At 65.9% G+C, this 22,045-nt stretch carries 21 protein-coding genes and 1 pseudogene; 8 read left to right on the top strand and 14 right to left on the bottom strand.

Annotated features, from left to right (window positions below):
• Nucleotide 1 precedes the first annotated feature (1 nt).
• Nucleotides 2–454, bottom strand: coding sequence for a DUF1931 family protein (locus RMCB_RS03715; protein ID WP_063979572.1), 453 nt, complete (start codon nt 452–454; stop codon nt 2–4).
• A 295-nt stretch (nt 455–749) separates the two neighbouring features.
• On the opposite strand from RMCB_RS03715, the gene RMCB_RS03710 reads away from it, so the two are divergent.
• The 3 genes from RMCB_RS03710 (at nt 750) to RMCB_RS03700 (ending at nt 6,067) form a co-directional block, all read left to right on the top strand.
• Nucleotides 750–1,961, top strand: a complete 1,212-nt coding sequence (locus RMCB_RS03710) for an acetyl-CoA C-acetyltransferase (protein WP_029369774.1) — start codon at nt 750–752, stop codon at nt 1,959–1,961.
• Between the two features lie 15 nt (nt 1,962–1,976).
• Nucleotides 1,977–4,124, top strand: a complete 2,148-nt coding sequence (locus RMCB_RS03705) for a 3-hydroxyacyl-CoA dehydrogenase NAD-binding domain-containing protein (RefSeq protein ID WP_062827667.1) — start codon at nt 1,977–1,979, stop codon at nt 4,122–4,124.
• A 119-nt stretch (nt 4,125–4,243) separates the two neighbouring features.
• On the top strand, nt 4,244–6,067 hold the full coding sequence (locus RMCB_RS03700) for a S9 family peptidase (protein ID WP_062827666.1): 1,824 nt from the start codon (nt 4,244–4,246) through the stop codon (nt 6,065–6,067).
• Between the two features lie 98 nt (nt 6,068–6,165).
• Here RMCB_RS03700 and RMCB_RS03695 read toward each other — a convergent pair whose 3' ends face one another.
• The 9 genes from RMCB_RS03695 to RMCB_RS03655 form a co-directional block, all read right to left on the bottom strand.
• Nucleotides 6,166–6,588, bottom strand: a complete 423-nt coding sequence (locus RMCB_RS03695) for a PPOX class F420-dependent oxidoreductase (RefSeq protein ID WP_062827665.1) — start codon at nt 6,586–6,588, stop codon at nt 6,166–6,168.
• A 361-nt stretch (nt 6,589–6,949) separates the two neighbouring features.
• Nucleotides 6,950–8,248 carry an HNH endonuclease signature motif containing protein gene (locus tag RMCB_RS03690; RefSeq protein WP_062827664.1) on the bottom strand — a complete coding sequence of 433 codons (1,299 nt, stop codon included), beginning with the start codon at nt 8,246–8,248 and terminating at the stop codon, nt 6,950–6,952.
• A 327-nt stretch (nt 8,249–8,575) separates the two neighbouring features.
• Nucleotides 8,576–9,334: a hypothetical protein gene (locus tag RMCB_RS03685; protein WP_062827663.1), complete on the bottom strand. Its 759-nt coding sequence runs from the start codon at nt 9,332–9,334 to the stop codon at nt 8,576–8,578.
• 23 nt (nt 9,335–9,357) lie between these two features.
• Nucleotides 9,358–9,954 (bottom strand): class I SAM-dependent methyltransferase, encoded by a 597-nt coding sequence (locus tag RMCB_RS03680; RefSeq protein WP_062827662.1) that lies wholly within the window; start codon nt 9,952–9,954, stop codon nt 9,358–9,360.
• A gap of 44 nt (nt 9,955–9,998) precedes the next feature.
• Nucleotides 9,999–11,210: a WXG100 family type VII secretion target gene (locus RMCB_RS03675; protein ID WP_062827661.1), complete on the bottom strand. Its 1,212-nt coding sequence runs from the start codon at nt 11,208–11,210 to the stop codon at nt 9,999–10,001.
• A 13-nt stretch (nt 11,211–11,223) separates the two neighbouring features.
• On the bottom strand, nt 11,224–11,709 hold the full coding sequence (locus RMCB_RS03670) for a hypothetical protein (RefSeq protein WP_062827660.1): 486 nt from the start codon (nt 11,707–11,709) through the stop codon (nt 11,224–11,226).
• Between the two features lie 308 nt (nt 11,710–12,017).
• The gene (locus tag RMCB_RS03665; protein ID WP_062827659.1) at nt 12,018–12,851 is read right to left on the bottom strand and encodes a type VII secretion target; all 834 of its coding nucleotides are present in this window, start codon (nt 12,849–12,851) and stop codon (nt 12,018–12,020) included.
• 101 nt (nt 12,852–12,952) lie between these two features.
• Nucleotides 12,953–13,378, bottom strand: coding sequence for a pyridoxamine 5'-phosphate oxidase family protein (locus RMCB_RS03660; protein WP_062827658.1), 426 nt, complete (start codon nt 13,376–13,378; stop codon nt 12,953–12,955).
• 48 nt (nt 13,379–13,426) lie between these two features.
• A complete protein-coding gene (locus RMCB_RS03655; RefSeq protein ID WP_201028225.1) occupies nt 13,427–14,281 on the bottom strand; it encodes a helix-turn-helix transcriptional regulator in 855 nt (284 codons plus the stop codon).
• Nucleotides 14,282–14,395: 114 nt separating this feature from the next.
• On the opposite strand from RMCB_RS03655, the gene RMCB_RS03650 reads away from it, so the two are divergent.
• The 4 genes from RMCB_RS03650 to RMCB_RS03635 are packed head-to-tail and all read left to right on the top strand — an operon-like array spanning nt 14,396 to nt 17,773.
• Nucleotides 14,396–14,986, top strand: coding sequence for a non-oxidative hydroxyarylic acid decarboxylases subunit B (locus tag RMCB_RS03650; protein WP_062827657.1), 591 nt, complete (start codon nt 14,396–14,398; stop codon nt 14,984–14,986).
• A gap of 20 nt (nt 14,987–15,006) precedes the next feature.
• Nucleotides 15,007–16,431 (top strand): non-oxidative hydroxyarylic acid decarboxylases subunit C, encoded by a 1,425-nt coding sequence (locus tag RMCB_RS03645; RefSeq protein WP_062827656.1) that lies wholly within the window; start codon nt 15,007–15,009, stop codon nt 16,429–16,431.
• An 11-nt stretch (nt 16,432–16,442) separates the two neighbouring features.
• Complete coding sequence (locus RMCB_RS03640; protein ID WP_062827655.1) at nt 16,443–16,724, top strand: non-oxidative hydroxyarylic acid decarboxylases subunit D; 282 nt, start codon at nt 16,443–16,445, stop codon at nt 16,722–16,724.
• Between the two features lie 59 nt (nt 16,725–16,783).
• Nucleotides 16,784–17,773 (top strand): LLM class F420-dependent oxidoreductase, encoded by a 990-nt coding sequence (locus RMCB_RS03635; protein ID WP_062827654.1) that lies wholly within the window; start codon nt 16,784–16,786, stop codon nt 17,771–17,773.
• Here RMCB_RS03635 and RMCB_RS03630 read toward each other — a convergent pair.
• Nucleotides 17,754–18,119, bottom strand: a complete 366-nt coding sequence (locus tag RMCB_RS03630) for a YybH family protein (protein ID WP_062827653.1) — start codon at nt 18,117–18,119, stop codon at nt 17,754–17,756. The two genes, RMCB_RS03635 and RMCB_RS03630, sit on opposite strands and share 20 nt — an antisense overlap.
• On the bottom strand, nt 18,106–18,819 hold the full coding sequence (locus tag RMCB_RS03625) for an SDR family NAD(P)-dependent oxidoreductase (RefSeq protein ID WP_062827652.1): 714 nt from the start codon (nt 18,817–18,819) through the stop codon (nt 18,106–18,108). The genes RMCB_RS03630 and RMCB_RS03625 overlap by 14 nt, the downstream gene beginning before the upstream one ends.
• Before the next feature lie 118 nt (nt 18,820–18,937).
• Here RMCB_RS03625 and RMCB_RS36795 point away from each other — a divergent pair, with 118 nt between their 5' ends.
• Nucleotides 18,938–19,927, top strand: a complete 990-nt coding sequence (locus RMCB_RS36795) for a LysR family transcriptional regulator (RefSeq protein ID WP_305802435.1) — start codon at nt 18,938–18,940, stop codon at nt 19,925–19,927.
• On the opposite strand, the pseudogene RMCB_RS03615 reads toward RMCB_RS36795, so the two are convergent.
• Both RMCB_RS03615 and RMCB_RS03610 read right to left on the bottom strand, forming a co-directional pair.
• A pseudogene (locus RMCB_RS03615) lies at nt 19,913–20,950 on the bottom strand (YbfB/YjiJ family MFS transporter); the annotation flags it as partial. The gene RMCB_RS36795 and the pseudogene RMCB_RS03615 sit on opposite strands and share 15 nt — an antisense overlap.
• A gap of 79 nt (nt 20,951–21,029) precedes the next feature.
• Nucleotides 21,030–22,043, bottom strand: coding sequence for an alcohol dehydrogenase catalytic domain-containing protein (locus tag RMCB_RS03610; protein WP_062827651.1), 1,014 nt, complete (start codon nt 22,041–22,043; stop codon nt 21,030–21,032).
• Between the last annotated feature and the right edge of the window lie 2 nt (nt 22,044–22,045).

The following is a 22,045-nucleotide window of genomic DNA, read 5'->3' as shown; positions in this document are numbered from 1 at the left end:
ATCAGAACATCAGCCGGAATATTGTGAACACCCTGTTCCAATGCTCAGTCGACGGGTGAGACACCGTCGCGTCTACCACGCGAAACGAACGGGCCAGCGCGATACTCAGCCCGCCGAACAGCTCTGGCAGCAGATGCTCGGTGTCCTCGGCGAACGTAACGTCCCCAGGTGGTTGCCGCACCACCTGGCGCAGCAGCTCCCGGATCTCCTCGGCTTCCTCGAGCTTGTCGAACTCACGCATTCGCTCCTGCAGGCCCTTGGTGATCGGAAGATCCTGCGCCACAATCACGTCGCGCCCGTTCCACTTGGCCGAGTTTCGCCCCGCGATAGCAACCTCATCGATCTGCTCGTCGACGAACTCCCGGAAGCGACGTACGTCGTTCTTGTCGATGTTGATGCTTGCGACCGAGCGGAAGAACCGTTCGAACACCGGAATACCTGACGGATGAGTCACTCGATACCTCCGTTACACAGTTCCCGACTGACCCGAGCAGGCCAACACACAACATTGGCACTGTTGTCGGTGACCCCGAACCGGACCCGCAGGTGCAATCTCGCCGGGCCGGTTCGGCTTCACAGGTCAGGAGGCACCCCGGGGAGGCTGCGGTCAGCGTCGATTTTGTGTGGCGTAAGTCTCCCAACCAACAGGTTGGTTTGCGATCCTGTTACTCTCCGGTAGAGGACTGCTGTCAGCGGTTCCGCAAACCCAATACCTGAACCTGGACTGCAAAGAGGCAGGGAGCAGACACATGTCAGAAGAAGCGTTCATCTACGAGGCGATCCGTACGCCGCGTGGCAAACAGCGCAATGGCGCTCTCAACGAGATCAAGCCCGTCAACCTCGTGGTTGGGCTGATCGAGGAGATCCGCAGCCGCTACCCCGACCTCGACGAGACGCTGATCAGCGACGTCATCCTCGGTGTGGTGTCCCCGGTCGGTGATCAGGGCGGCGACATCGCGCGCACCGCGGGCCTGGTCGCCAAGCTGCCGGAGACCACCGGTGGTTTCCAGCTCAACCGCTTCTGCGCCTCGGGTCTGGAAGCCGTCAACCTGGCCGCCCAGAAGGTCCGTTCCGGTTGGGACGACCTGGTGCTGGCCGGTGGCGTCGAGTCCATGAGCCGCGTCCCGATGGGTTCGGACGGCGGCGCCTGGGCCGGTGACCCCGAGACCAACTACCGCATCGGCTTCGTGCCGCAGGGCATCGGCGCTGACCTGATCGCCACCATCGAGGGCTTCTCCCGCGAGGACGTCGACGCCTACGCCGCGCGTTCGCAGGAGCGCGCCGCCGCCGCATGGTCGGGTGGCTACTTCGCCAAGTCCGTCGTGCCGGTCAAGGACCAGAACGGCCTCGTCGTGCTCGACCACGACGAGCACATGCGGCCCGGCACCACCGTGGAGAGCCTGGGCAAGCTCAAGTCCGCCTTCGAGGGCCTGGGTGCCATGGGCGGCTTCGACGATGTGGCGCTGCAGAAGTACCACTACGTCGAGAAGATCAACCACGTTCACACCGGCGGCAACAGCTCGGGCATCGTCGACGGCGCAGGCCTGCTGCTGATCGGGTCTGAGAAGGCCGGCCAGAGCCAGGGCCTGACCCCGCGCGCCCGCATCGTGGCCACCGCCACCAGCGGCGCCGACCCGGTCATCATGCTCACCGGCCCGACCCCGGCCACCAAGAAGGTGCTGGACCGCGCCGGCCTGACCGTCGACGACATCGACCTGTTCGAGCTCAACGAAGCGTTCGCCTCGGTGGTGCTGAAGTTCCAGAAGGACCTGAAGATCCCGGACGAGAAGCTCAACGTCAACGGTGGCGCCATCGCGATGGGTCACCCGCTGGGCGCCACCGGCGCCATGATCACCGGAACCATGGTCGACGAGCTCGAGCGTCGTGGTGCTCGGCGTGCCCTGATCACGCTGTGCATCGGCGGCGGCATGGGCGTGGCCACCATCATCGAGCGCGTCTGAGAGGGCTGAACAACAATGGCTGAGAACACCATTCAGTGGGACAAGGATGCCGACGGCATCGTCACCCTGACATTGGACGACCCGACCGGTTCGGCCAACGTGATGAACGAGCACTACAAGGAATCCATGCATACCGCAGTGGAACGCCTTGTGGCCGAAGCTGATTCGATCACCGGCGTGGTGATCACCAGCGCGAAGAAGACCTTCTTCGCCGGTGGCGACCTCAAGGGCATGATGAGCATCGGGCCCGACGACGCCGCCGAGGCGTTCAAGATGGTCGAGGACATCAAGGCCGACCTGCGCCAGCTGGAGACCCTGCAGAAGCCCGTCGTCGCCGCCATCAACGGCGCTGCGCTCGGCGGCGGCCTGGAGATCGCGCTGGCGTGTAACCACCGCATCGCCGCCGACGTGAAGGGCAGCCAGATCGGCCTGCCCGAGGTTACCCTGGGCCTGCTGCCCGGCGGTGGCGGTGTCACCCGCACCGTGCGGATGTTCGGCATCCAGAAGGCGTTCATGGAGGTGCTGAGTCAGGGCACCCGCTTCAACCCGACCAAGGCCAAGGAGACCGGCCTGGTCGACGAGTTGGTCGGCTCCGTCGATGAGCTGGTCCCCGCTGCCAAGGCTTGGATCAAGGCCAACCCCGAGGCGCACACCCAGCCGTGGGATGTAAAGGGCTACAAGATGCCCGGCGGCACCCCGTCGTCGCCTGCGCTTGCCGCGATCCTGCCGTCGTTCCCGGCGCTGCTGCGCAAGCAGCTCAAGGGTGCGCCGATGCCCGCACCGCGCGCCATCCTCGACGCCGCTGTCGAGGGTGCGCAGGTCGACTTCGACACCGCGAGCCGCATCGAGAGCCGCTACTTCACCCAGCTGGTAACCGGCCAGACCGCCAAGAACATGATTCAGGCGTTCTTTCTGGACCTGCAGGCCATCAACGGCGGCGCGTCGCGTCCCGAGGGCATCGCCAAGCAGGACATCAAGAAGATCGGCGTGCTGGGCGCAGGCATGATGGGTGCCGGTATCGCCTACGTGTCGGCCAAGGCCGGTTACGACGTCGTGCTCAAGGACGTCACGCAGGAAGCTGCCGACAAGGGCAAGGCCTACTCGGAGAGCTTGGAGGCCAAGGCGCTCAAGCGTGGCAAGACCACCGAAGAGAAGAGTGCCGCGCTCCTTGCGAAGATCACCCCGACCGCCGACCCCAACGATTTCAAGGGTGTCGACTTCGTGATCGAGGCCGTGTTCGAGAACCAGGAACTCAAGCACAAGGTGTTCCAGGAGATCGAGGACATCGTCGAGCCCAACGCGCTGCTCGGCTCGAACACCTCCACGCTGCCCATCACCGGTCTGGCGACCGGGGTGAAGCGCCAGGAGGACTTCATCGGCATCCACTTCTTCAGCCCCGTCGACAAGATGCCGCTGGTGGAGATCATCAAGGGCGAGAAGACCTCTGACGAGGCGCTGGCCCGGGTGTTCGACTACACGCTGGCCATCAAGAAGACCCCGATCGTGGTCAACGACAGCCGTGGCTTCTTCACCAGCCGCGTGATCGGCACCTTCGTCAACGAGGCGCTGGCCATGCTGGGCGAGGGCGTCGAGCCGGCGTCCATCGAGCAAGCCGGATCGCAGGCCGGTTACCCGGCTGCGCCGCTGCAGCTCTCCGATGAGCTCAACCTGGAGCTGATGCACAAGATCGCCGTCGCGTCCCGCAAGGGCGTCGAGGACGAGGGTGGCACCTACGTGCCGCACCCGGCCGAGGCGGTCGTGGAGAAGATGATCGAGCTCGGTCGCCCGTCGCGCCTGAAGGGCGCCGGTTTCTACGAGTACGCCGACGGCAAGCGCACGCAGCTGTGGCCGGGCCTGCGCGAGACGTTCAACTCCGGATCCTCGCAGCCGCCGCTGCAGGACATGATCGACCGGATGCTGTTCGCCGAGGCGCTGGAGACCCAGAAGTGCATCGACGAGGGCGTGCTCACCTCGACCGCTGACGCGAACATCGGCTCGATCTTCGGCATCGGCTACCCGCCCTACACCGGTGGTTCGGCGCAGTTCATCGTCGGCTACGAGGGCCCCGGTGGTGTCGGCAAGGCGGCGTTCGTCGCCCGGGCCAAGGAACTGGCCGCCAAGTACGGCGACCGCTTCCTGCCGCCGGCCTCGCTGGAGAGCTAACTCCTCAGCGCGACAAGACGTGAAAGTCCCTGACACGCCGCGTGTCAGGGACTTTCCCGTCTGCTCGCCAGTGGGTCTCGGCATACTGACGTCGTCATACCGACAACAAGGGGGCCCCGATGGCGGACGCGACGTTGATCCCACTCGAAGTACTGTTCGGCAATCCGGAGCGCGTGGGCGCGCAAATATCGCCCGACGGGACGCGGCTGTCCTACCTGGCGCCCCTCGACGGCGTGCTCAACGTGTTCGTCGGGGAGATCGGGGCCGGTACCGCTCAACCGGTCACCCACGACACCGACCGGGGGATCCAGAACTACTTTTGGACCTGGGACAACCGGCACCTGATGTACGTCATGGACAAGGACGGCAGCGAGAACTTCCGCCTTTATGACGTGGATCCCAGCACCGGCGTCGAGCGCGACCTTACCCCGATGGATGGCGTCCAGTGCCGAGTGATCGCGCACCGCAAGAGATTTCCGAATGAGGTGCTGCTCGGTATCAACAAGGACAACCCGCAGCTGCACGACGTCTACCACCTGGATCTGAAAACCGGTGAGCTGCGCAAGATCCTGGACAACCCGGGTTACCTCGGCTGGGTGGTCGACACCGAGCTGCGGGTGCGTGGCGCGTTCGCTCCCACACCCGAGGGCGGCATGACGATCATGGTGCGCGACGACGAGGACGCGGACTGGCGGGTGCTGCTCGAAGTCGGGCCGGAGGATGCCGAGACGACGGGCCCGGTCAGCTTCAGCCTGGACGGCAGCGCGATGTATCTGCTGTCCTCGGTGGACTCGAACACCACCCGGCTGGTGAAGATGGACATCGCCGGCGGCGCAGTCGAAGTGATCGCCGAGGACCCGGTCTATGACGTCAGCGGGACCATCATCGACCCGGACACGCGGGAGATCCAGGGTGTCACGGTGTATGCGGATCGGGTGCAGTACCGCATTTTCGACGACCGGATTCGCGGCGACATCGACGCGCTGGAGCAGTTGAGCCCGGGTGAGCTGATGATCAACGACCGCAGCGCCGATGACGGCACCTGGCTGGTCGCGTTCGACAACGACGCCGGCCCGGTGAAGTACTACCTCTGGGATCGCGCCTCGCAGACCGCGACGTTCCTGTTCGATCATCGCCCGGAGCTCAACGACTACCCGCTGGTGCCGATGGAGCCGTTCAGTTTCACCGCGCGCGACGGGCTGACCGTCCACGGCTATCTGTCGTTCCCACCCGGGGTGGAGCGCTCCGGGCTGCCGGCCGTGCTCAACGTGCACGGCGGGCCGTGGGCGCGGGTCGGTTGGGGCCTGGGTCTGGAACAGCAGTGGCTGGCCAACCGCGGCTACGTCTGTGTCGACGTGAACTTCCGCGGCTCCAGCGGATATGGCAAGGAGTTCCTCAACGCGGGCAACCGCGAATGGGGCGCCAAGATGCACGACGACCTGCTCGACGCCGTCGACTATCTGATGGGCAAGGGCTACATCGACGCCAAGCGGGTCGCCATCTACGGCGGTTCCTACGGGGGCTACGCGGCGCTGGTCGGTGCGACGTTCACGCCGGACGTGTTCACCTGCGCAGTCTCGATTGTCGGCCCCTCCAACTTGAACACCCTGATCGCGTCGTTCCCGGAGTACTGGAAGCCGATGATCCAGTTGTGGCACAAGCGAGTTGGAGAGGACCCCGACTTCCTGTGGTCGCGTTCACCGCTGTCGCGGGTGGACGCGATCAAGATTCCGATCCTGATCGGTCAGGGCGAGAACGACCCCAGGGTCAAGCGCGCCGAATCCGAGCAGATCGTCGCGGCGATGGCCGAGCACGGCATCGACCACGAATACGTGATGTACGAGAACGAAGGTCACGGCTTTGCCAAGCCGGAGAATCGGCTGGACTTCTTTCACCGCGCTGACCGCTTCCTGGCCAAGCACCTCGGTGGCCGCGCCGAGTGAGATAGCTCCGCGGCGTTGAAATTGCGCTCAGGGCCGTGGAATTCGAGGATTCACGACCCTGCGCGCAATCTCAGTAGTGCGGCGTTTCAGCCATACGCTCAATCCGCCACATCGAACGCGGCGTGGACTTTTGTCGGTTTGACGCGAACCACGAGTTCGCCTGGAACGCCGTTGCGCCTGCCGAATTCCTCAGCGCGGTCAGCGCCCATGTACGGGCCGCCGGTGCGGGTCGCGATATCGAGAAGCTCATCGGGATCTTCGCTGATCGACGCCACGCCTTGGACTTGGACGAACGCATACGGCGGGTTGGCGTCGTCGACGCACAGCACTACTCGCGGGTCGCGGACCAGCGCTCGACCTTTCGCGGTGTCCTTGCCCGTGTTGAACACCAACGCGCCGTCGTCGACCACAAACCACACGGGCGCTGCCAAGGGGCGGCCGTCCGCTGCCACCCAGCCGAGAACTGCGGTTCGTGTGCCCTCGGACAGGAATGCGATCACATCGTCGGAAAGTTCGGTCATGCGGCCACGCTACGCCCGAACACCCTGCCGCCGCGGCCACACCGTCGTCATGGCTCAGCCTGAACATCTCGGTGCAACCCGATTGTGCCGCCCGTCAAGATATTTGACGCCCTTCCGAACGTCGTAACCTCTGGCCAGGAGGTGCTCGAACAACTCGCGCCGACGGTGCCGCACCGACAATCACTTTGCGCTGCAGTGACTTTGGTCAAACCACGATCGTGTTATCTTCTCGGCTGGTTGTCAGCGTAAGCGTCAGAAGACGATGCCTCACAACTGATCATGCTGATCTGATCGCGGCACAAGTGCTTTCAGCGTGACGCGGTGAAGACAGACCGCTTGTGCCGACCCACGGCCAATCTGCCTAGTTGGGCGATGGTGGTGGCTCGGGTTGGAAGGGGGTGTACCACCACCAGTCGGCGCGTTCGCCGGTCGGTCCGCGATAGGGCGGGACATTCGGTGGCGGGGTGGTCGGTGGCCGCGCCAACGAACCGCCATGTAATTCTCGGCCGGTGGCGTCGGTGACCCTGAGCCGTTCGGCGGGACCGGTGATGGTGATGCCCCCACGGTGATGCAACCGATGATGAAAAGCGCAGAGCAGCACGAGGTTGCACAGTTCGGTGGGGCCGCCATCCTCCCAGTGGGCGATGTGGTGGGCATGCAATCCGCGGGTGGCTCCACAGCCGGGCACCGCGCAGCACCGATCGCGATACTCCAAGGCGCGGCGCAGCCGGCGGTTGACGGTGCGGGCGCGACGCCCCGCCCCGATCGGTTGTCCGTGGCGTTCGAACCACACCTCACACGTCGCATCACATGTCAGGTAACGCCGCTCATCCTCAGACAGCACCGGGCCCAGATGCAGGGCAGCAACGGGTTTCTCGCCATCGCGGTCGAGATCAACATGCACCACGACGGTGGTGTGTTGCCCGTGCGGGCGGGCCGCCACATCAGCATCCCACCCCGCCTCGACCAGACTCATGAAGGCATCCACGGTGGTCGGGAAGGGTGGTGCCTGCTCCGAGACGTGGTCGGCATTCTCGTGGTCACGTTTCCACGCCGCGATCAGCGCCTCCTGATGCGAGCGCATCCCGGCATCGAGTTTCGCCGCCGCCAACCGCGGCAGGGTGATCTGATACGTCGTGCAATCGTCATGCTCGACTTTGGTGAACGAGCGTTTGGGCTCCGGCACCACCGGCTCGGCTTCCGCTTCCGGGTCGGGGTCGGCCGGCGGTTCGGGTTTGGGTTCCAGTTTCACCGCGGTGCGCAGCTGGGCCACGGTCGCCACCGCGGCCAACTCCGCGTAGTGCGCATCGGAACCGTCGGCGGCGCGCTCAGCGATCACCCCCACCTGATCGAGCGACAACCGGCCCTCCCGCAGGCCCTCCACGCAGAGCGGGAAGTCCTCGGCTCGCCGCGCCACCGCCACCACCGTCTCGGCATTGTTGGGGGTGATCCCGGTCTTCCAGGCCACCAACGAGGTGATCGACCGGGCCCCGGTGGCGCCCCACAACCCGTCGCGCTCCAGTTCGGCGACGATGTCGACCATGCGCCCGTCGATCGCATTGCGCTGCCCGGCCAACTCCGACAACTCTTCGAACAACACCTCCACCCGCTGCGCAGGACTCACCCCGTCAGCATCGAAAGGTGTTGCGTCCGAAGGCATGGCCCCATTATTGCAGCGGGGTACGACAAGTTTCCTCGGCCTGAAACCGTTCGCGCGCAACCTGATCGAGCGACACGTCCCGCCGTTGACCCTGCGGTGAGGGCGTTGGTTTCTCATGCTTTTGCGCCGTGGTCGCAGAGTCAGAGTGCCGACGGGGGAGGCGCAGTTGCCGGCCGCTGAGCATTACAGAAACTGGCTCCAAGCCGCCTGCTCGCTGACGTCGATCATCTTCAGCAGCAGCAGCAGCCGTTCCGGCTCGGTCAACTGTCAGTCGACCGTCAATCCGATGGTGGTCAGCTGAGCATGGCCCCGGGTGGTGAGGTGTCCTCAGCATTCCCAGACGGTGCACAGTTGTGGGTTCATCGCCGCGAACACATCCTCGTCGGGAGTGCCAGCCCATGGCTTAACGGGCGTTCCGGTGGCCCACACGGTCAGCTCGGTGACGGTGCTGCCGACGTTGGCCAGGTAGATATGTCCGAGGGAACCTTTGGGGGAACGGATTTCGGCGGCGACCTGATGGCATCCACCGCGCGGCGTGCTCGGGCACGGGGAGCCCGCAGGGGTGGTCGACTGCAGGGTGATTTCGGGTGGGGTATCGGTGCAGTGGGTGAGGATGTCCTGCAGGTTGGAGAAGTCGGCACCCGCCGTTTGTCCCATGGTCCACGGGTCCCCGGGGTAGTGGACGATGACCTGTTGGGCCGACCAGTAGCCGTCGCCGTTGTCCACAACGGCGCGGGCATGGTCCCCGCCGGCAAGGGGGGACGGTGTTGCGCCGCAGAGTGCGTAGAGCAAGAACGTGTTTCTTCCCAGTGGTTCTGCACGGCCGGCGAGATCCGGCCACGGTTGGTCGGCGTTCTGCGGAATGCGGTCGGCGCTGATCCACGCTAAGGCAGGGACCGATACCGGTGCCTGCGACGCCCGGGTCGGCAACGGGGTGGGGGTCGGTGCCGCCGCGGGTTGCGATGTGCTGGTGCCTGCGTCGGGCTCGGGCTGCGGCGCTCCTGCGGTGACGGTGTCGCACGCCGCCAGGGCCACGGAGCCCACGACCGTTGCGAGGACGAGCGCGCTCGCATACCTGACATGCATCCGAACTCCTCCGCGGTATCGAGTCAGCTTCGCCGCGCGAACACGTAATGCCGGGCCGGATCCTTGCCGTTGTGGTCCATCGCGGGTTCGCTGCCGCTGGACACCAGGGACCAGTGCTCCGAGAACCGGTGCTTGACCTCCGCTTCGGCGATGCCGGGCACACCGAATGACGTGCCGGGAACGAACGCCACGATGGACAACACCGCATCGGGCGCCGCGACCGCCGTGATCTCCCGAACGTACGCGTCGCGGTCATCGGCGCTCATCCCGTGCAGACACCCGCTGTCGACGATCAGCGTGTAGTCGTGGTCGACCGCCGCGGTGCTCAGCCGGGTCGCGTCGGCTTGGAGAAACCGCACGTCGACACCCCGTTTCGCGGCCTTCGCCCGCGCCTTGTCGACGGCGGTCGCGACGAAGTCCACGCCGGTCACCTGCCAGCCCTGCTCAGCCAGATAGATCGAGTTGTCGCCTGTGCCGCATCCGACGTCCAGCGCCTTGCCCGGCGGTAGCGGATCGTCGCCTTCGATGAGCTGCAAAAGGCCCTGCGCGAGCGGGTGCCCGTCCCACGGCGTGAACCCGAGCCGGTAGAACACTCGGAACAGCCGCTGTCGGGAAGCCATACCCCCACCCTGCCCCGTCAGGCGATGCCTGCCAAGGCGGGGTGTCAAGCCCAGTCGTCGTGTTCGATTTCCTCGCCTTCGTCGACCCAGATGCGATGAGTAAATCCATCGTCGTCGACTTCGGCTTTCCACCCGGTCGGCACATTTCCCGCGCCCCCGTCGAATGCGCTCAACACGCGCTCGCCACCGCTGTTGGCGGCGGATGCAGTGCCACCAGCGGTGTTGCTTGTGTCAAACCTGCTTGGCGCAGCCGTCGCGGGCATCGGCGCGGTGGCACTGGCCGGTCCGCCCGTGCTGACGGGTGGGGCGCCCGCACCTGTCGGGGGCCCTGAGCGCGCGGTCGGTTCCTGGGTGTTGGCATGGACGGGCGCAGATCCCGCGTTTGTCGAAGCCGGTCGCGTCGGCGCTGCACCGGCAGTGCGACCGGGGTTCACCGGGCTTGACGGAGTCGGCGTCGTGCCTGTGGTGGGCCGCGGTGTCGGTGCGGACGGAGGTTGGGCAGGTGTGCGCGGGGCGCTTGGTGCACTGCCGGGGGCCGTCGGGGTCGACGGGCCAGTGGGCATGGTCTGGCCTGGACTGTCGACCGTCGAACCCGGCTTTGCGGGAGAGCCGGGGCCGCTCGGCTTGGCGCCGGGTCCAGGGGCTGGCGCGGTGGTGTTGCCGTCCTTGGGTTTCGGTTCGCCGGGCGACGGATTGTCTGACCGATTCGGCGGGCCGGCGTGATCAGCGGGACTGCCGAGGCCGGCGGTTGCCTTGCGCAGTGCGTCGGCCAGCGCTCGGTCGGCGCTGTCGAATTGGGCGAGCAGGGTCTTGAGCTTGACCGAACTGATGGCAGCGATCTGCCGGACTTCCATCTCCGTGACGGGGCTCAACGTGGCCAGTTGATCGAGCAGACTTCCCGGCCGCACCGACACCGTGCCGTCATCGGCGACTTGCCAGCCCTGCTGGGTGAGCGTTTCCACTGCATCGACGACGACGGTGCGGATGGCGGACAACTGGGATCCGCCGTCGGACAGCGCCGAGTACAGCTGACCGAGGGTATCGGCGATCTTTTGCTGCTCGACGAGCGTGCGTTGCGCCGTCGCGATTGCTGCCTCGGAAGCTGTTCCCTCCCAACCGCTTCTCAGCCGGTCGAGGTTCTGCTTACCGGCGTCGAGCTGCTGACTGGCGGTGGTGGCTGAATCTCCGGCATGGACTGCGGCTGCCATGACCTGCTCGGGTTGCGAACCCGTGACCGAAGAAATCGTGACTGTCATCGGCGGGGCCCTGTCAGCATTCCCAAACGGTGCACAGCTGAGGGTTCATGGCTGCGAACACATCTTCATCAGCGGCGCCTGCCCATGGTGTGCTGGGGCTGCCAGTGGTCCAGACTGTCAGCTCGGTGATGGTGCTGCCGACGTTGGCGAGGTACACGTGGGCCGTGGATTTCCCGTCGGCAGAACGTATTTCGGCGGCAACCTGGTGGCATCCGCCGCGAGAGACGCTGGGGCATCTGGCGTCTACGGGGGTGGTGAACTGCAGTGTTGTGCCCGGTGCGGTGGAGGTGCACTGGTTCAGAACATTCTGCAAGTTGGAGGCGTCGAGGCTCACTGTCTGGCCCATGGTCCACGGGTCACCGGGATAGTGCACGATGACTTGTTCAGCCGACCAGTGGCCGTCACCGTTGTCGACAACGGCTCGGGCGTTGTCCCCATCGGCAATCGGTGATGGCGTTGCCCCGCACAGTCCGTAGAGGCGGAACGTGCTGGTTCCCAAGGGTTCTGCGCGGTCAGCGAGATTAGGCCACGGTTGGTCGGAGTTTTGCGGAATCCGATCGGCGCTGATCCAGGCCGCAGCCGGTACAGGCACCGCCGCTTGCGGCTTCGCGCTTGGCGATGGGGAAGCGCTCGCTGTCTGAGCAGTCGCGGCCGGCTTCGGCGGTGCAGAGCTTGTGTGGGTGGTCGGTTCAGCCTGGGGTGCGCCCGCCGTCGTAGTGCCGCAAGCCGACATGGCAGCGGCTGCAATGACTGTCGTGACAACGAGTACCAACGCGCGCCGGGCTGTCATCGAACTCCTGTTCAATCTCAATAACCCTGGTGGACGCCAGGATTGGCTTGCGGGATCTTGGCGAGAATGTTTGAACCGTCGGGTGCGACGCCGTAGTTGCCGACAAGGTAGTTCATCGATGCGGCGATGTTGGCGACCGGGTCGTATATGTCATTCGACGTGCCGGGTTGGTGGTACCGCGCGAAAGTCCCTGGCACGCACTGCGCCAGACCACGCGAACAGCCGTTGCCCGAGCCATCGGACACTTTGTACGTCGAGTTGGGCGGCTTGGCGTTGATGTCCCAGTTGTTGACCGCCATGGGGTTGTACGACGATTCGTGCTCAGTGAGAGTCATGTACGCGTCGATCCAGCGTTGCCGTGCAGCCGGGTCGGTGACGCCGCGTTGGTCCAAGGCCTGATTGATGGCGGTCCGGGTGGCGTCGGCGCCTGAGGGCCAGTTCCCGTTGTCGTAGGTCACCTGGTCGACGGGGATGGCTTGCGGACCCGCCCCCGGGGCCGGCGCGGGGCCGGGTTCGCCCTTCTTCGTGCCGCCGTCGTCTTTCTTGTTGGGATCATCGACAGTCTTGTCGAGCTTTTTGCCCAGCTCGGCATCGGTCTTTTCGTACTTGTCAGCCGCCTGACCGAGGTTGGTGGACAGCTGCGACAGTTCGTTGCCCACGTGCCGGACAGCGTTGTCGACGAGCGCGGCGGCCTGCTCGGCTGCGCCGCCGGTCACGAGGCCTGGCAGGCTCGCGGTCAGGCCCGAGAGCCCCTGGCCGATGTTCGCGCCGGACAGCGCGGCTCCGATCTGGTTGAACCCGTCCGCTGCTGACCGCAAGACACCGGGATCGACGCGCAGTTTCGGAGCCACCCACGGAGCCTAACCGTGGCGCAGACTCCGTCTGCGCGCCAATTCCGTTGTGCCAGTGGGTCTGTGAACCTGCTGGCAGGATGCTGTGAACGGTCTCGGTGTCAGAGGCTGCCGAGGTCCGCGGAAAGCCAGTGCTCGGGCTTCAGGTAGACCGCAACGCTGTCGCCGTGGTCGCTACGGGCGAACTCCAGATACGGTTCGACCTTTTCCGGGGCCAGATAGCGCTTGGCCATCTCGACGAGCTGCTCGTCGGTGCCGGGCTCGATGCGGCTCACCGCTCCGTCGACGGCCACGTAGCGCACGCTCGGCTCGAGCCGCTCGACCATCAGCGACAAGTGCCCGGCCGATTCGATGAGCCGGTGCTTGCGCGACCCGTTGCCGGTCAGCAGCCAGGGTTCGCCGCCCGGCGTGTACTGGTACCAGATCGGTACGGTCAGTGGTCCGCGCTTGTCGCCTGCAAAGACCGACAGGGCGGCGATGTGCGGTTCGGATAGAAACTGTTCGCGTTCGTCCTTGGAGAGGGCCATCCTGACAGCCTAGAACGACTTTTGAAAAACGCTGTGAAGCAGCTGTATTCAGATTCCGCGGACGCGAGAACGAAACGTCGCGGGGGTTTCACCGGTACGGGTGCGGAAGAACTTGGTGAACATCGTCGGATCGGGAATGCCGACGCGGGCGCCGATCGCGGTGCCCGTCAGGTCGGTGTGTACCAGCAGTCGCTTGGCCTCCAGCAGTACCCGGTTGTCGATGACTCCCTTGGCGCCGTGGCCCGTCGCCAGTCGGCACGCCCGCGTCAGCGTGCGCACGCTGTACCCGAGCTCGGAGGCGTAGTCCTCGACACGGTGCCGGTGCGCGTAGTCCCGCTCGACGGCCAGCCGGAAGTCGCGGAACACGGTGTTCGCGGAATCCGTCGAGGCACTCTCGGCGCTGGTTGCCAGGTGCAGCAGCAGCGCCGACAGCAGGTGGCGCACGATCTCGATACGGATCGCCTGAGGCGCACCCGCGTGGTCCCGGTGCGCGTCGACGAGGAGTCGGGCGGTTCGATCGGCTGCGGGAGATCGGATCGGCGTCGGTGTCGCAGGCGGGCTGTCGACGTCTGCTGCCGCAACCGTGGTCTCGTCGAGGAATCCTGACGGAAACAGCACGATGGTGCCCTCGGAATCGGCGAGGTCGGGCCGCCACTGCAGCACCTGGCGCGGCCGCACCCACAGCCAATCATTTTGGGCCAGTTCGTATTCGGTGAAGTCAACGGCACAGTGCATGGGTGGGCCCGTGACCGTGACGAGATGGTGGAACGCCGGGCGCATCGGGGTGAACGGGTCGAGACCGTGACCGCGTGCTCGCCGCTCCAGTTCGGCGAAGGTGAGCACTTCGACGCCGGGGGTGGCGGCCGAGTCGTGGAACGGCACCTCGGTCGGCAGCATTTCCATCACCTCAGGTTGTCCGATTCTCACCATATGGTGTCCGCCAGAGACGTAGTGCGCTCCAGTGTATGCGCCGTAACGTCGGTTTTCAGCACACAGAGTCGACCGAAAGAGTCCATCATGCGTTTGATTGTCGGGATGACCGGGGCAACCGGGGCGGTCTTCGGGATCCGGCTGCTGGAGAACCTCGCGCAACTGCCGGAGGTGGAAACCCACCTGGTGCTCAGCCGCTGGGCTCGCACCACCATCGAGCTCGAAACAGGAATGTCCACCGCGCAGGTGGGGCAGCTCGCTGACGTCGTGCATCACCCCGAGGACCAGGGCGCGACGATCTCATCGGGCTCGTTCCGCACCGACGGCATGGTGATCGTGCCGTGCTCGATGAAGACGCTGGCAGGCATCCGCGCCGGGTATGCCGACGGGCTGGTGGGCCGTGCCGCCGACGTCGTGCTCAAGGAACGCCGCAAGTTGGTGTTGGTGCCGCGCGAGACCCCGCTCAGCGAGATTCACTTGGAGAACATGCTCGATCTGGCTCGCAAAGGCGTGCAGATAGTGCCGCCCATGCCTGCGTTCTACAACCACCCGCAAACGCTGGATGACATGGTCGACCACGTCGTCGCTCGCATCCTCGACCAGTTCGACCTGCCTGCCCCGGCCGCCAAACGCTGGGACGGTATCCGCGCCGCCCGCGAAATGCATTCCGTCGCCTGACAACCCGAGAGGACATCGATATGGCCTACGACGACCTGCGCAGCTTTTTGCAGACCCTTGACGAGCAGGGGCAACTGCTGCGCATCACCGACGAGGTGATGCCCGAACCGGACATCGCCGCGGCGGCCAACGCCGCGCCCCGGCTCGGCGACAACGCGCCCGCACTGTACTTCGACAACGTCACCGGCTTCACCAACGCCCGCATCGCGATGAACGTGCACGGCTCGTGGGCGAATCACGCACTGGCATTGGGTCTGCCGAAAGATACCGGAGTCAAGGCGCAGGTGGAGGAGTTCATCGCGCGGTGGGCCGAGTTTCCCGTCGCTCCCGAATGGTGCGAAAACCCGCCGTGGGCGCAGAACACCCAGACCGGCGACGACATCAATATTTTCGAGGTGCTGCCCCTGATCCGGCTCAACGACGGTGACGGCGGCTTCTATCTCGACAAGGCCGCGGTGGTGTCGAAAGATCCTGAGGACCCGGAGAATTCGGGTAAGCAGAACGTCGGGATCTACCGAATCGAGGTCAAGGGACGCCGCAAGCTGGCGCTGCAGCCGGTGCCGATGCACGACATTGCCCAGCACCTGCACAAGGCCGAGCAGGTCGGCGAGGATCTGCCCATCGCCATCACGCTGGGCAACGACCCCGTGATCTCCATCGTCGCGGCCACGCCGATGGAATACGACCAGAACGAGTACGAACTGGCCGGGGCACTGCGTGGCGCTCCGGCGCCCATCGCTCGCTCGCCGCTGCACGGGCTACCGGTCCCGTGGGGCTCCGAGGTGGTCATCGAGGGCGTCATCGAAGGGCGTAAGCGTGAAATCGAAGGACCCTTCGGCGAATTCACCGGGCACTACTCGGGTGGCCGCAACATGACCGTCATCCGCATCGATCGCATCTCCTACCGGGACAACCCCGTGTTCGAGCACCTGTACCTGGGCATGCCGTGGACCGAGATCGACTACCTCATGGCTGCCAACACCTGCGTGCCGTTGTACGAACAGCTCAAGAAGGACTTTCCCGAGGTGCAGGCCGTCAATGCCATGTACACCCACGGCCTGGTGGTGATCGTGTCCACCAAGAAGCGTTACGGGGGCTTCGCCAAAGCGGTCGGGATGCGGGTGCTCACCGCACCGCACGGACTCGGCTACGCGGCGACGGTCATCATGGTCGACGAGGACGTCGACCCGTTCAACCTGCCGCAGGTCATGTGGGCGTTGTCGACGAAGATGAACCCGGCCGGTGACCTCGTGCAGGTGCCCAACCTGCCGATCCTCGAACTCGCGCCGCAGGCCAATACCCCTGGCGTGGTGGACAAGCTCATCATCGACGCCACCACACCGGTGGCCGCGGATCGGCGGGGCAACTATGGCAACCAGGTGCGCGACCTGCCCGAGATGGGGCAGTGGCTCACCAAACTTCAACAGCTGCAAGCCAACCGTTAAGGAGAGCACCCATGATGTGTCCGCGATGTGCGTTCGAGAGCATCGAAAAGCTCTACACCTCACCGGTTCCGGGGGCATGGGACGTGCTGCAGTGCCAGCAGTGCCTCTACTGCTGGCGTACCAGTGAGCCGGCGCGGCGCACCAGGCGCGACGCCTACCCGGACAGCTTCAAGATGACGGTCGACGACATCGTCAATGCCCCCGAGGTTCCGGCCGTTCCACCGTTGATCAGCGGTAGCGTGCGGCCTGGCACGTCGAAACCGGCGCCTGATCCACGCCGAATGGCCAGCTAGAGGACGCCTCTCACGAAAATGCGTGCAATAACCGGCCACTCGGCGACAGAATAGAAGCCATGCGCTTTGGACTCTTCATTCCGCAAGGCTGGCGACTGGACCTGGTAGGCATTCCCACTGAAGAACATTGGCCCGTCATGCGTGATCTGGCAACGTACGCCGACGCGGGCAAATGGGATTCGCTGTGGGTGTACGACCATTTCCACACCGTGCCGGTGCCCACCGACGAGGCCACCCACGAGGCGTGGACGCTGATGGCTGCCTATGCCGCCACCACCTCACGCATCAAACTGGGGCAGATGTGCACGGCCATGAGTTACCGCAATCCGGTGTATCTGGCGAAGGTCGCGGCGACGGTCGACGTGATCTCGGGTGGCCGGGTGCAGATGGGTATCGGCGGCGGTTGGTACGAGCACGAGTGGCGGGCCTACGGGTACGGCTTCCCGTCCGCGGGGGTAAGGCTCGGCCGGCTCGATGAGGGTGTGCAGATCATGCGCGACGCGTGGCGCGACGGCCGGGTCAGCCTCGACGGCAAGCACTATCAGGTTGACGGCGCGATCGTGGCGCCAAAACCATTGCAGCAGAACGGTATTCCGCTCTGGATCGCCGGAGGCGGCGAGAAGGTGACATTGCGGATCGCGGCCGAGCATGCGCAGTACACGAACTTCACGTCCGAGCCGGACGGATTCGCCCACAAGTCGCAGATCCTCGCCGAGCACTGCAAAGCCGTCGGCACCGACTACGACGCGATCGTGCGGTCGGCCAACTTCAACGCCGTCATCGGCACGTCGGAATCCGACGTCGCCGAGCGGCTCGAGCGCGTCCGGGCCCGCCAGGTTCCGGTCGCCGGCGAGCCCGCCGTCGACGCCATGCTGACCAATCTGTCCTCGCCGGACTCCGCGACCGGCACCCCCGAACAGGTCGTCGAACGACTCAGACGGCTTCGCGACCTCGGGTGTGAGTACGCGATCATGTACTTTCCCGAGGCCGCGTACGACCGCTCCGGTATCGAACTGTTCGAGCGCGAGGTCATCCCGGCACTGGGCTGACCTGGTAGAAGGTGATCTTCCAGCCTCCGGCGCCCAGCGTCGCCAGCACGCTGAGGTTCAGCGGGATCGCAGTGCCGTCGGGCCCGGTGAAATCCGCGCGCAGGTAACCCAGCGCCACGCCATCGGCGGGCCTGCGGGTTTCGTGGAACCGGTAGTCCACCGTCAGCCCGACCGGCTGTGACTCGTAGTAGGCGTACACGCCCTGCCGTCCCACGCTGAACGGGCGCAGCCCCTGGAAGATCGCGTCCTCGGTGAACACCGCGGCCACCCGGTGGGGATCATGACCGTCGATACCGGCCTTCCACTCGTCGAGGAGGGTACGAAGGATCGTCTCAGTGTCCGGCACTCTGGCCTCCGTCGACGTGCAGGATCTCGCCGGTGACGAACGTGGCGTTCTCCAAGTACAGCACGGCCTCGACCACGTCGTCGATATCACCCATGTGGCCGACCGGGTGCAGCTTGTCGAGGAACTCGTGGGTGGACGGATCGTGCATCGGTGTCCGGATGATTCCCAAAGCCACTGCGTTGGAACAGATTCCGCGAGATGCGTACTCGATGGCCAGCGCCTTCGTGGCGGCGTTCAGCCCACCCTTGGTCAGCGACGCCAACGCAGAGGGCACCTGAGAGTTGGCGTGATCCACCAGACTGGTCGAGATGGTGACGACGTGGCCGCCCTCGCCGTGCGCCTCGATTGCGGCGATCCCGGCTCGGGTCACCTCGAAGAAGCCGCGCAGGTTCACCCCGGTGACGGCGGCGTAGTCCTCGTCGGTGTAGTCGGTGAACGCTTTGGCGATGAAGATGCCTGCGTTGTTGACGATGGTGTCGACGCGGCCGAACCGCTCGATGGCGGCATCGACGAGGCGCTGCCCGACGCCCGGCTGTCCGATGTCGCCGGCAACCGCCAGCAGCATCGGGTCATCGCTCGCCGCGATGCTGCGGGAGTTGGCGACGACCGCGTAGCCCAGCTTGCGGTAGCCGGCGACCAGCGCCTCGCCGATGCCCTGGGATGCCCCGGTGATGATGGCTACCTTTGGTGTGTTGCTCATGAGCGTGGTCCTTTCTGTGGTCCGTCGCCGGCTACAACAGAGCCTCGGCGCCGTCGAGTCCCGCAGGTCACGACGGGTTTGCTCCTTGCTGGGAGGCAGCGCCTACTAGTCTGCAACAGTGGAACTGCGCCAGTTGCGGTACTTCGTGGTGGTCGCCGAGGAGTTGAACTTCGGCCGCGCCGCAGAGCGGCTGCACATCGCGGGCCCGTCACTGTCTCAGCAGATCAAGGCGCTCGAGCGCGACCTCAAGGTCAGCCTCTTCGACCGCGACCGGCGGTCGGTGGCCCTCACCCCGGCCGGCGCGGCGCTGCTGCCCGACGCCCGCGCACTGGTCCGGCACGCCGACGAATTCCGCAGACGGGCCACAGGATTGGCGGTATCCGATCCCGTTCGGATCGGCTACGTCAACTGGCGGCCCCCGGATCTGGCCGATCGGGCGGCCGGGGTCGCGCAGCTACGGGTGGACACCTGGGTGATGCCGTCGCACACGCAGGCCGCGAGGGTCGCCGACGGCAGCCTGGACCTCGCGATCTGCTGGGTGCCCACCGACGACCTGGCCGAGCTGTCGCTGCAGGCCCACCTCATCGGAGTGGACCGGCTGTACGCGCTGTGTGTCGGTACCGACGACAGCCCGGTCGCGGCGAAGGACGTGGTGGTGCTGGTCGATGCCGACGTGGCCAGCTGGTCGTCCTGGAATCGCTACGCCGAGGAGTTCTCCAGGGCGACCGGGGCACGGTTGATGCGCACCGACGACGGGGGTGTCACCGGACCGACGTTCTTCGAGCACGTCCGTCGGCTGGGCCGTCCGGTGCTCAACAACCCCAAGGGGCAGGATGCCCAGCTGCCGCGTGATCTGGTGCGCCGCCCGATCGTCGACCCGGCTCCGCTGTGGACCTGGTCGCTGGTGTGGCGCCGCGGCGAGGACAACACCGCGGTACGCGCGCTGATCGACGTATTCACCTGTGATGTCGGCGATTTAGGCGTTCACGGCGACGGTGTGTGGCTGCCGCCCGACGATCCCCATCGCGGTGGCGGTCAGAGCGGACAGCACGACGATGACAGATCCGGCGACCAGCGCCAGCTGAAACCCACTGTGCAGCAGGGGTGACACCGCGACGGGTCCGACAATCTGGCCGACCGAATAGCCCACCGTCAGCAACGCGACGGCGCCGGGGAACTGCAGCAGCCGCCCGGCCGCCAGCGCCAGGACACTGACACCGATGAACGTGCCGCCGAACAGGATCGCCCCGATGAGTGCACCGCCGCCGGAACCGGTGCAGGCCAACGCAATTCCCGCTGCCTGCAGCATGAGCGCCGCGGTGAGCAGCACGGGGTGCGAATAGCGTGAGCTCAACCGTGCCCACAGCACCGCCGACGGGATCACCGCGAGTCCGACCAGTAACCATGCCCCGTTGCCGAGCCGTCCCGGCGAATGCTGCGCGACGGCCGCGACCAGGAACGTGCCCGCGATGATGTAACCCACCCCTTCCAGGGTGTAGCTGACGAGTAGCAGTGCAAAAGGCTTGTGCCGCTTCGGGTGTTGCTGTTCAGGAGCCTTCGCCACCGCAGGTGTCGCGGGGCCTGCGGGCAGGTACCAGGCCGCGACACTCAACAGTGCCGCCAACACCGCTGCCGCCCACCAGGCGGCCCGCCAGTCCGCCCAGGCGGGTAGTGCGAACACCAGAACCGCCGAGGCGGCGATACCGGCGCCGACGCCACCGAAGGCCCAGCCCGCCAAGTGTGCCGGATGATCGTGCAACCGGTCCAGCAGGGTGTTGACGGCGATGACGAACACCAAGGCACTGGCGAAACCGGCCACCGTGCGCAGCGCCGCCCACGCAATGACGTTGGTGGTCAACGCCATTGCCACCAGACTCGCCACCAGCACCAGCAGTGACCCGCGGCACGCCGACACCGACCGGGCCAGCCGTGGCGAGAACGTCCCGGCGAGCGCCCCGAGCAGATAGCCGACGTAATTGGCGGTGGCCAACTGCCCGGCCGCTTGCGGGGACAACTGAGCATGTGCGGTCATCAGCGGCAGGATCGGGGTGTAGGCGAAGCGCCCGATGCCCATCGCCGCGCCCAGCACGGCGGCAGTTCGGACGATCTGCGCCCAGGGGTGTTTCGGCATTGCCCCATGGTGTGTGCCGGCGGCCCAGCACACCACGTCCGATTATCTTGCAGCTGAAAGGCAAAGCCTCATACGGCGCTCACATGGTGAGAACGCCGCGGTAGCGGGCCCGTCCCTCCGCCATGGCAGCGTAGGCGTCCGCCGCGTTTTCCAGCGGGAACTCCTGGATCTGCGCCCGGACGTTGTTGAGCAACGCGAACCGCATGGTGTCTTCGATTTGCGATGCCGTGCCCGACGGGTGGCCCGTGACACTGAGCGCCGGGGTGATCAGGTGCAGCGGACTGATCGGCAGGGGATCAGCGGACACCCCGATCACGATGAGCTCACCGCGCGGCGCCAGGCCGCCGATCGTCTGGCCGATCGCATCGGAGTTCGCGGCCGTCGCCAGCACCACGGACACGCCCCCCAGCTTCTGGAGCGACTCGCTGACGTCCCCGGCCGTGGAGTCGATGTAATGGTGTGCGCCGAACCGTTCGGCGTCCGCGGCCTTGTCCGCACCACGCGCGATGGCGACCGTCTCGAATCCCATGGCCCGGGAGAACTGGATGCCGAGATGGCCGAGCCCGCCCACACCCAGCACGGCCACCCGGTCACCGGCCACGGCCACACTGGCCCGCAACGCCTGGAACGTGGTCACGCCCGCGCAGCCCATCGGTGCGGCTTCGCTGAACGACAACCCGGCGGGGATCCGGGCGAGCGCGGTGGCGGGTACGGTCACCGACTGGGCGTAGCCGCCCGGGTACTGCCAACTGGGAATCTGACCGTTGATGCAGTGCATGAACTGGCCCTTGCGGCATTGCGCGCAGTGATTGCAGTTGCCACCGAACCAGCCGACGGCGACCGAGTCGCCGACACCGAATTCCTCGACGCCGCTACCCAGTTCGGCGATGGTGCCGGCAATCTCGTGCCCGGGCGTCAGCGGCCAGGTCATGGCGGGGAAGTGGCCACTGACGAATTCGCGGTCGGTGCCGCACACACCACAGGCCCGGACGTCGATGCGGACATGGCCCGGCGGTGGGGCAGTGGTGTCGACATCGGTCAGCCGCAGCGGGGCGCCTGCGGTGTCGACGTGGACTGCGCGGTGCGTGGCCATGG

Source organism: Mycolicibacterium brisbanense (genome assembly GCF_001570425.1).
Taxonomy (GTDB): domain Bacteria; phylum Actinomycetota; class Actinomycetes; order Mycobacteriales; family Mycobacteriaceae; genus Mycobacterium; species Mycobacterium brisbanense.
The sequence above is the reverse complement of the archived record's forward strand: the minus strand, read 5'-3'. Positions and strand labels throughout refer to the sequence as shown.

Bases quoted from the DNA above. Each gene is read 5' to 3' on its own strand.
- RMCB_RS03690 (WP_062827664.1), bottom strand. From the start codon at position 8,248: ATGCCTTCGGACGCAACACCTTTCGATGCTGACGGGGTGAGTCCTGCG.
- RMCB_RS03685 (WP_062827663.1), bottom strand. From the start codon at position 9,334: ATGCATGTCAGGTATGCGAGCGCGCTCGTCCTCGCAACGGTCGTGGGC.
- RMCB_RS03700 (WP_062827666.1), top strand. From the start codon at position 4,244: ATGGCGGACGCGACGTTGATCCCACTCGAAGTACTGTTCGGCAATCCG.
- RMCB_RS03640 (WP_062827655.1), top strand. From the start codon at position 16,443: ATGATGTGTCCGCGATGTGCGTTCGAGAGCATCGAAAAGCTCTACACC.
- RMCB_RS03660 (WP_062827658.1), bottom strand. From the start codon at position 13,378: ATGGCCCTCTCCAAGGACGAACGCGAACAGTTTCTATCCGAACCGCAC.
- RMCB_RS03625 (WP_062827652.1), bottom strand. From the start codon at position 18,819: ATGAGCAACACACCAAAGGTAGCCATCATCACCGGGGCATCCCAGGGC.
- RMCB_RS03680 (WP_062827662.1), bottom strand. From the start codon at position 9,954: ATGGCTTCCCGACAGCGGCTGTTCCGAGTGTTCTACCGGCTCGGGTTC.
- RMCB_RS03610 (WP_062827651.1), bottom strand. From the start codon at position 22,043: ATGGCCACGCACCGCGCAGTCCACGTCGACACCGCAGGCGCCCCGCTG.
- RMCB_RS03655 (WP_201028225.1), bottom strand. From the start codon at position 14,281: ATGGAAATGCTGCCGACCGAGGTGCCGTTCCACGACTCGGCCGCCACC.
- RMCB_RS03710 (WP_029369774.1), top strand. From the start codon at position 750: ATGTCAGAAGAAGCGTTCATCTACGAGGCGATCCGTACGCCGCGTGGC.
- RMCB_RS03675 (WP_062827661.1), bottom strand. From the start codon at position 11,210: ATGACAGTCACGATTTCTTCGGTCACGGGTTCGCAACCCGAGCAGGTC.
- RMCB_RS03695 (WP_062827665.1), bottom strand. From the start codon at position 6,588: ATGACCGAACTTTCCGACGATGTGATCGCATTCCTGTCCGAGGGCACA.
- RMCB_RS03635 (WP_062827654.1), top strand. From the start codon at position 16,784: ATGCGCTTTGGACTCTTCATTCCGCAAGGCTGGCGACTGGACCTGGTA.
- RMCB_RS03705 (WP_062827667.1), top strand. From the start codon at position 1,977: ATGGCTGAGAACACCATTCAGTGGGACAAGGATGCCGACGGCATCGTC.
- RMCB_RS03650 (WP_062827657.1), top strand. From the start codon at position 14,396: ATGCGTTTGATTGTCGGGATGACCGGGGCAACCGGGGCGGTCTTCGGG.
- RMCB_RS03645 (WP_062827656.1), top strand. From the start codon at position 15,007: ATGGCCTACGACGACCTGCGCAGCTTTTTGCAGACCCTTGACGAGCAG.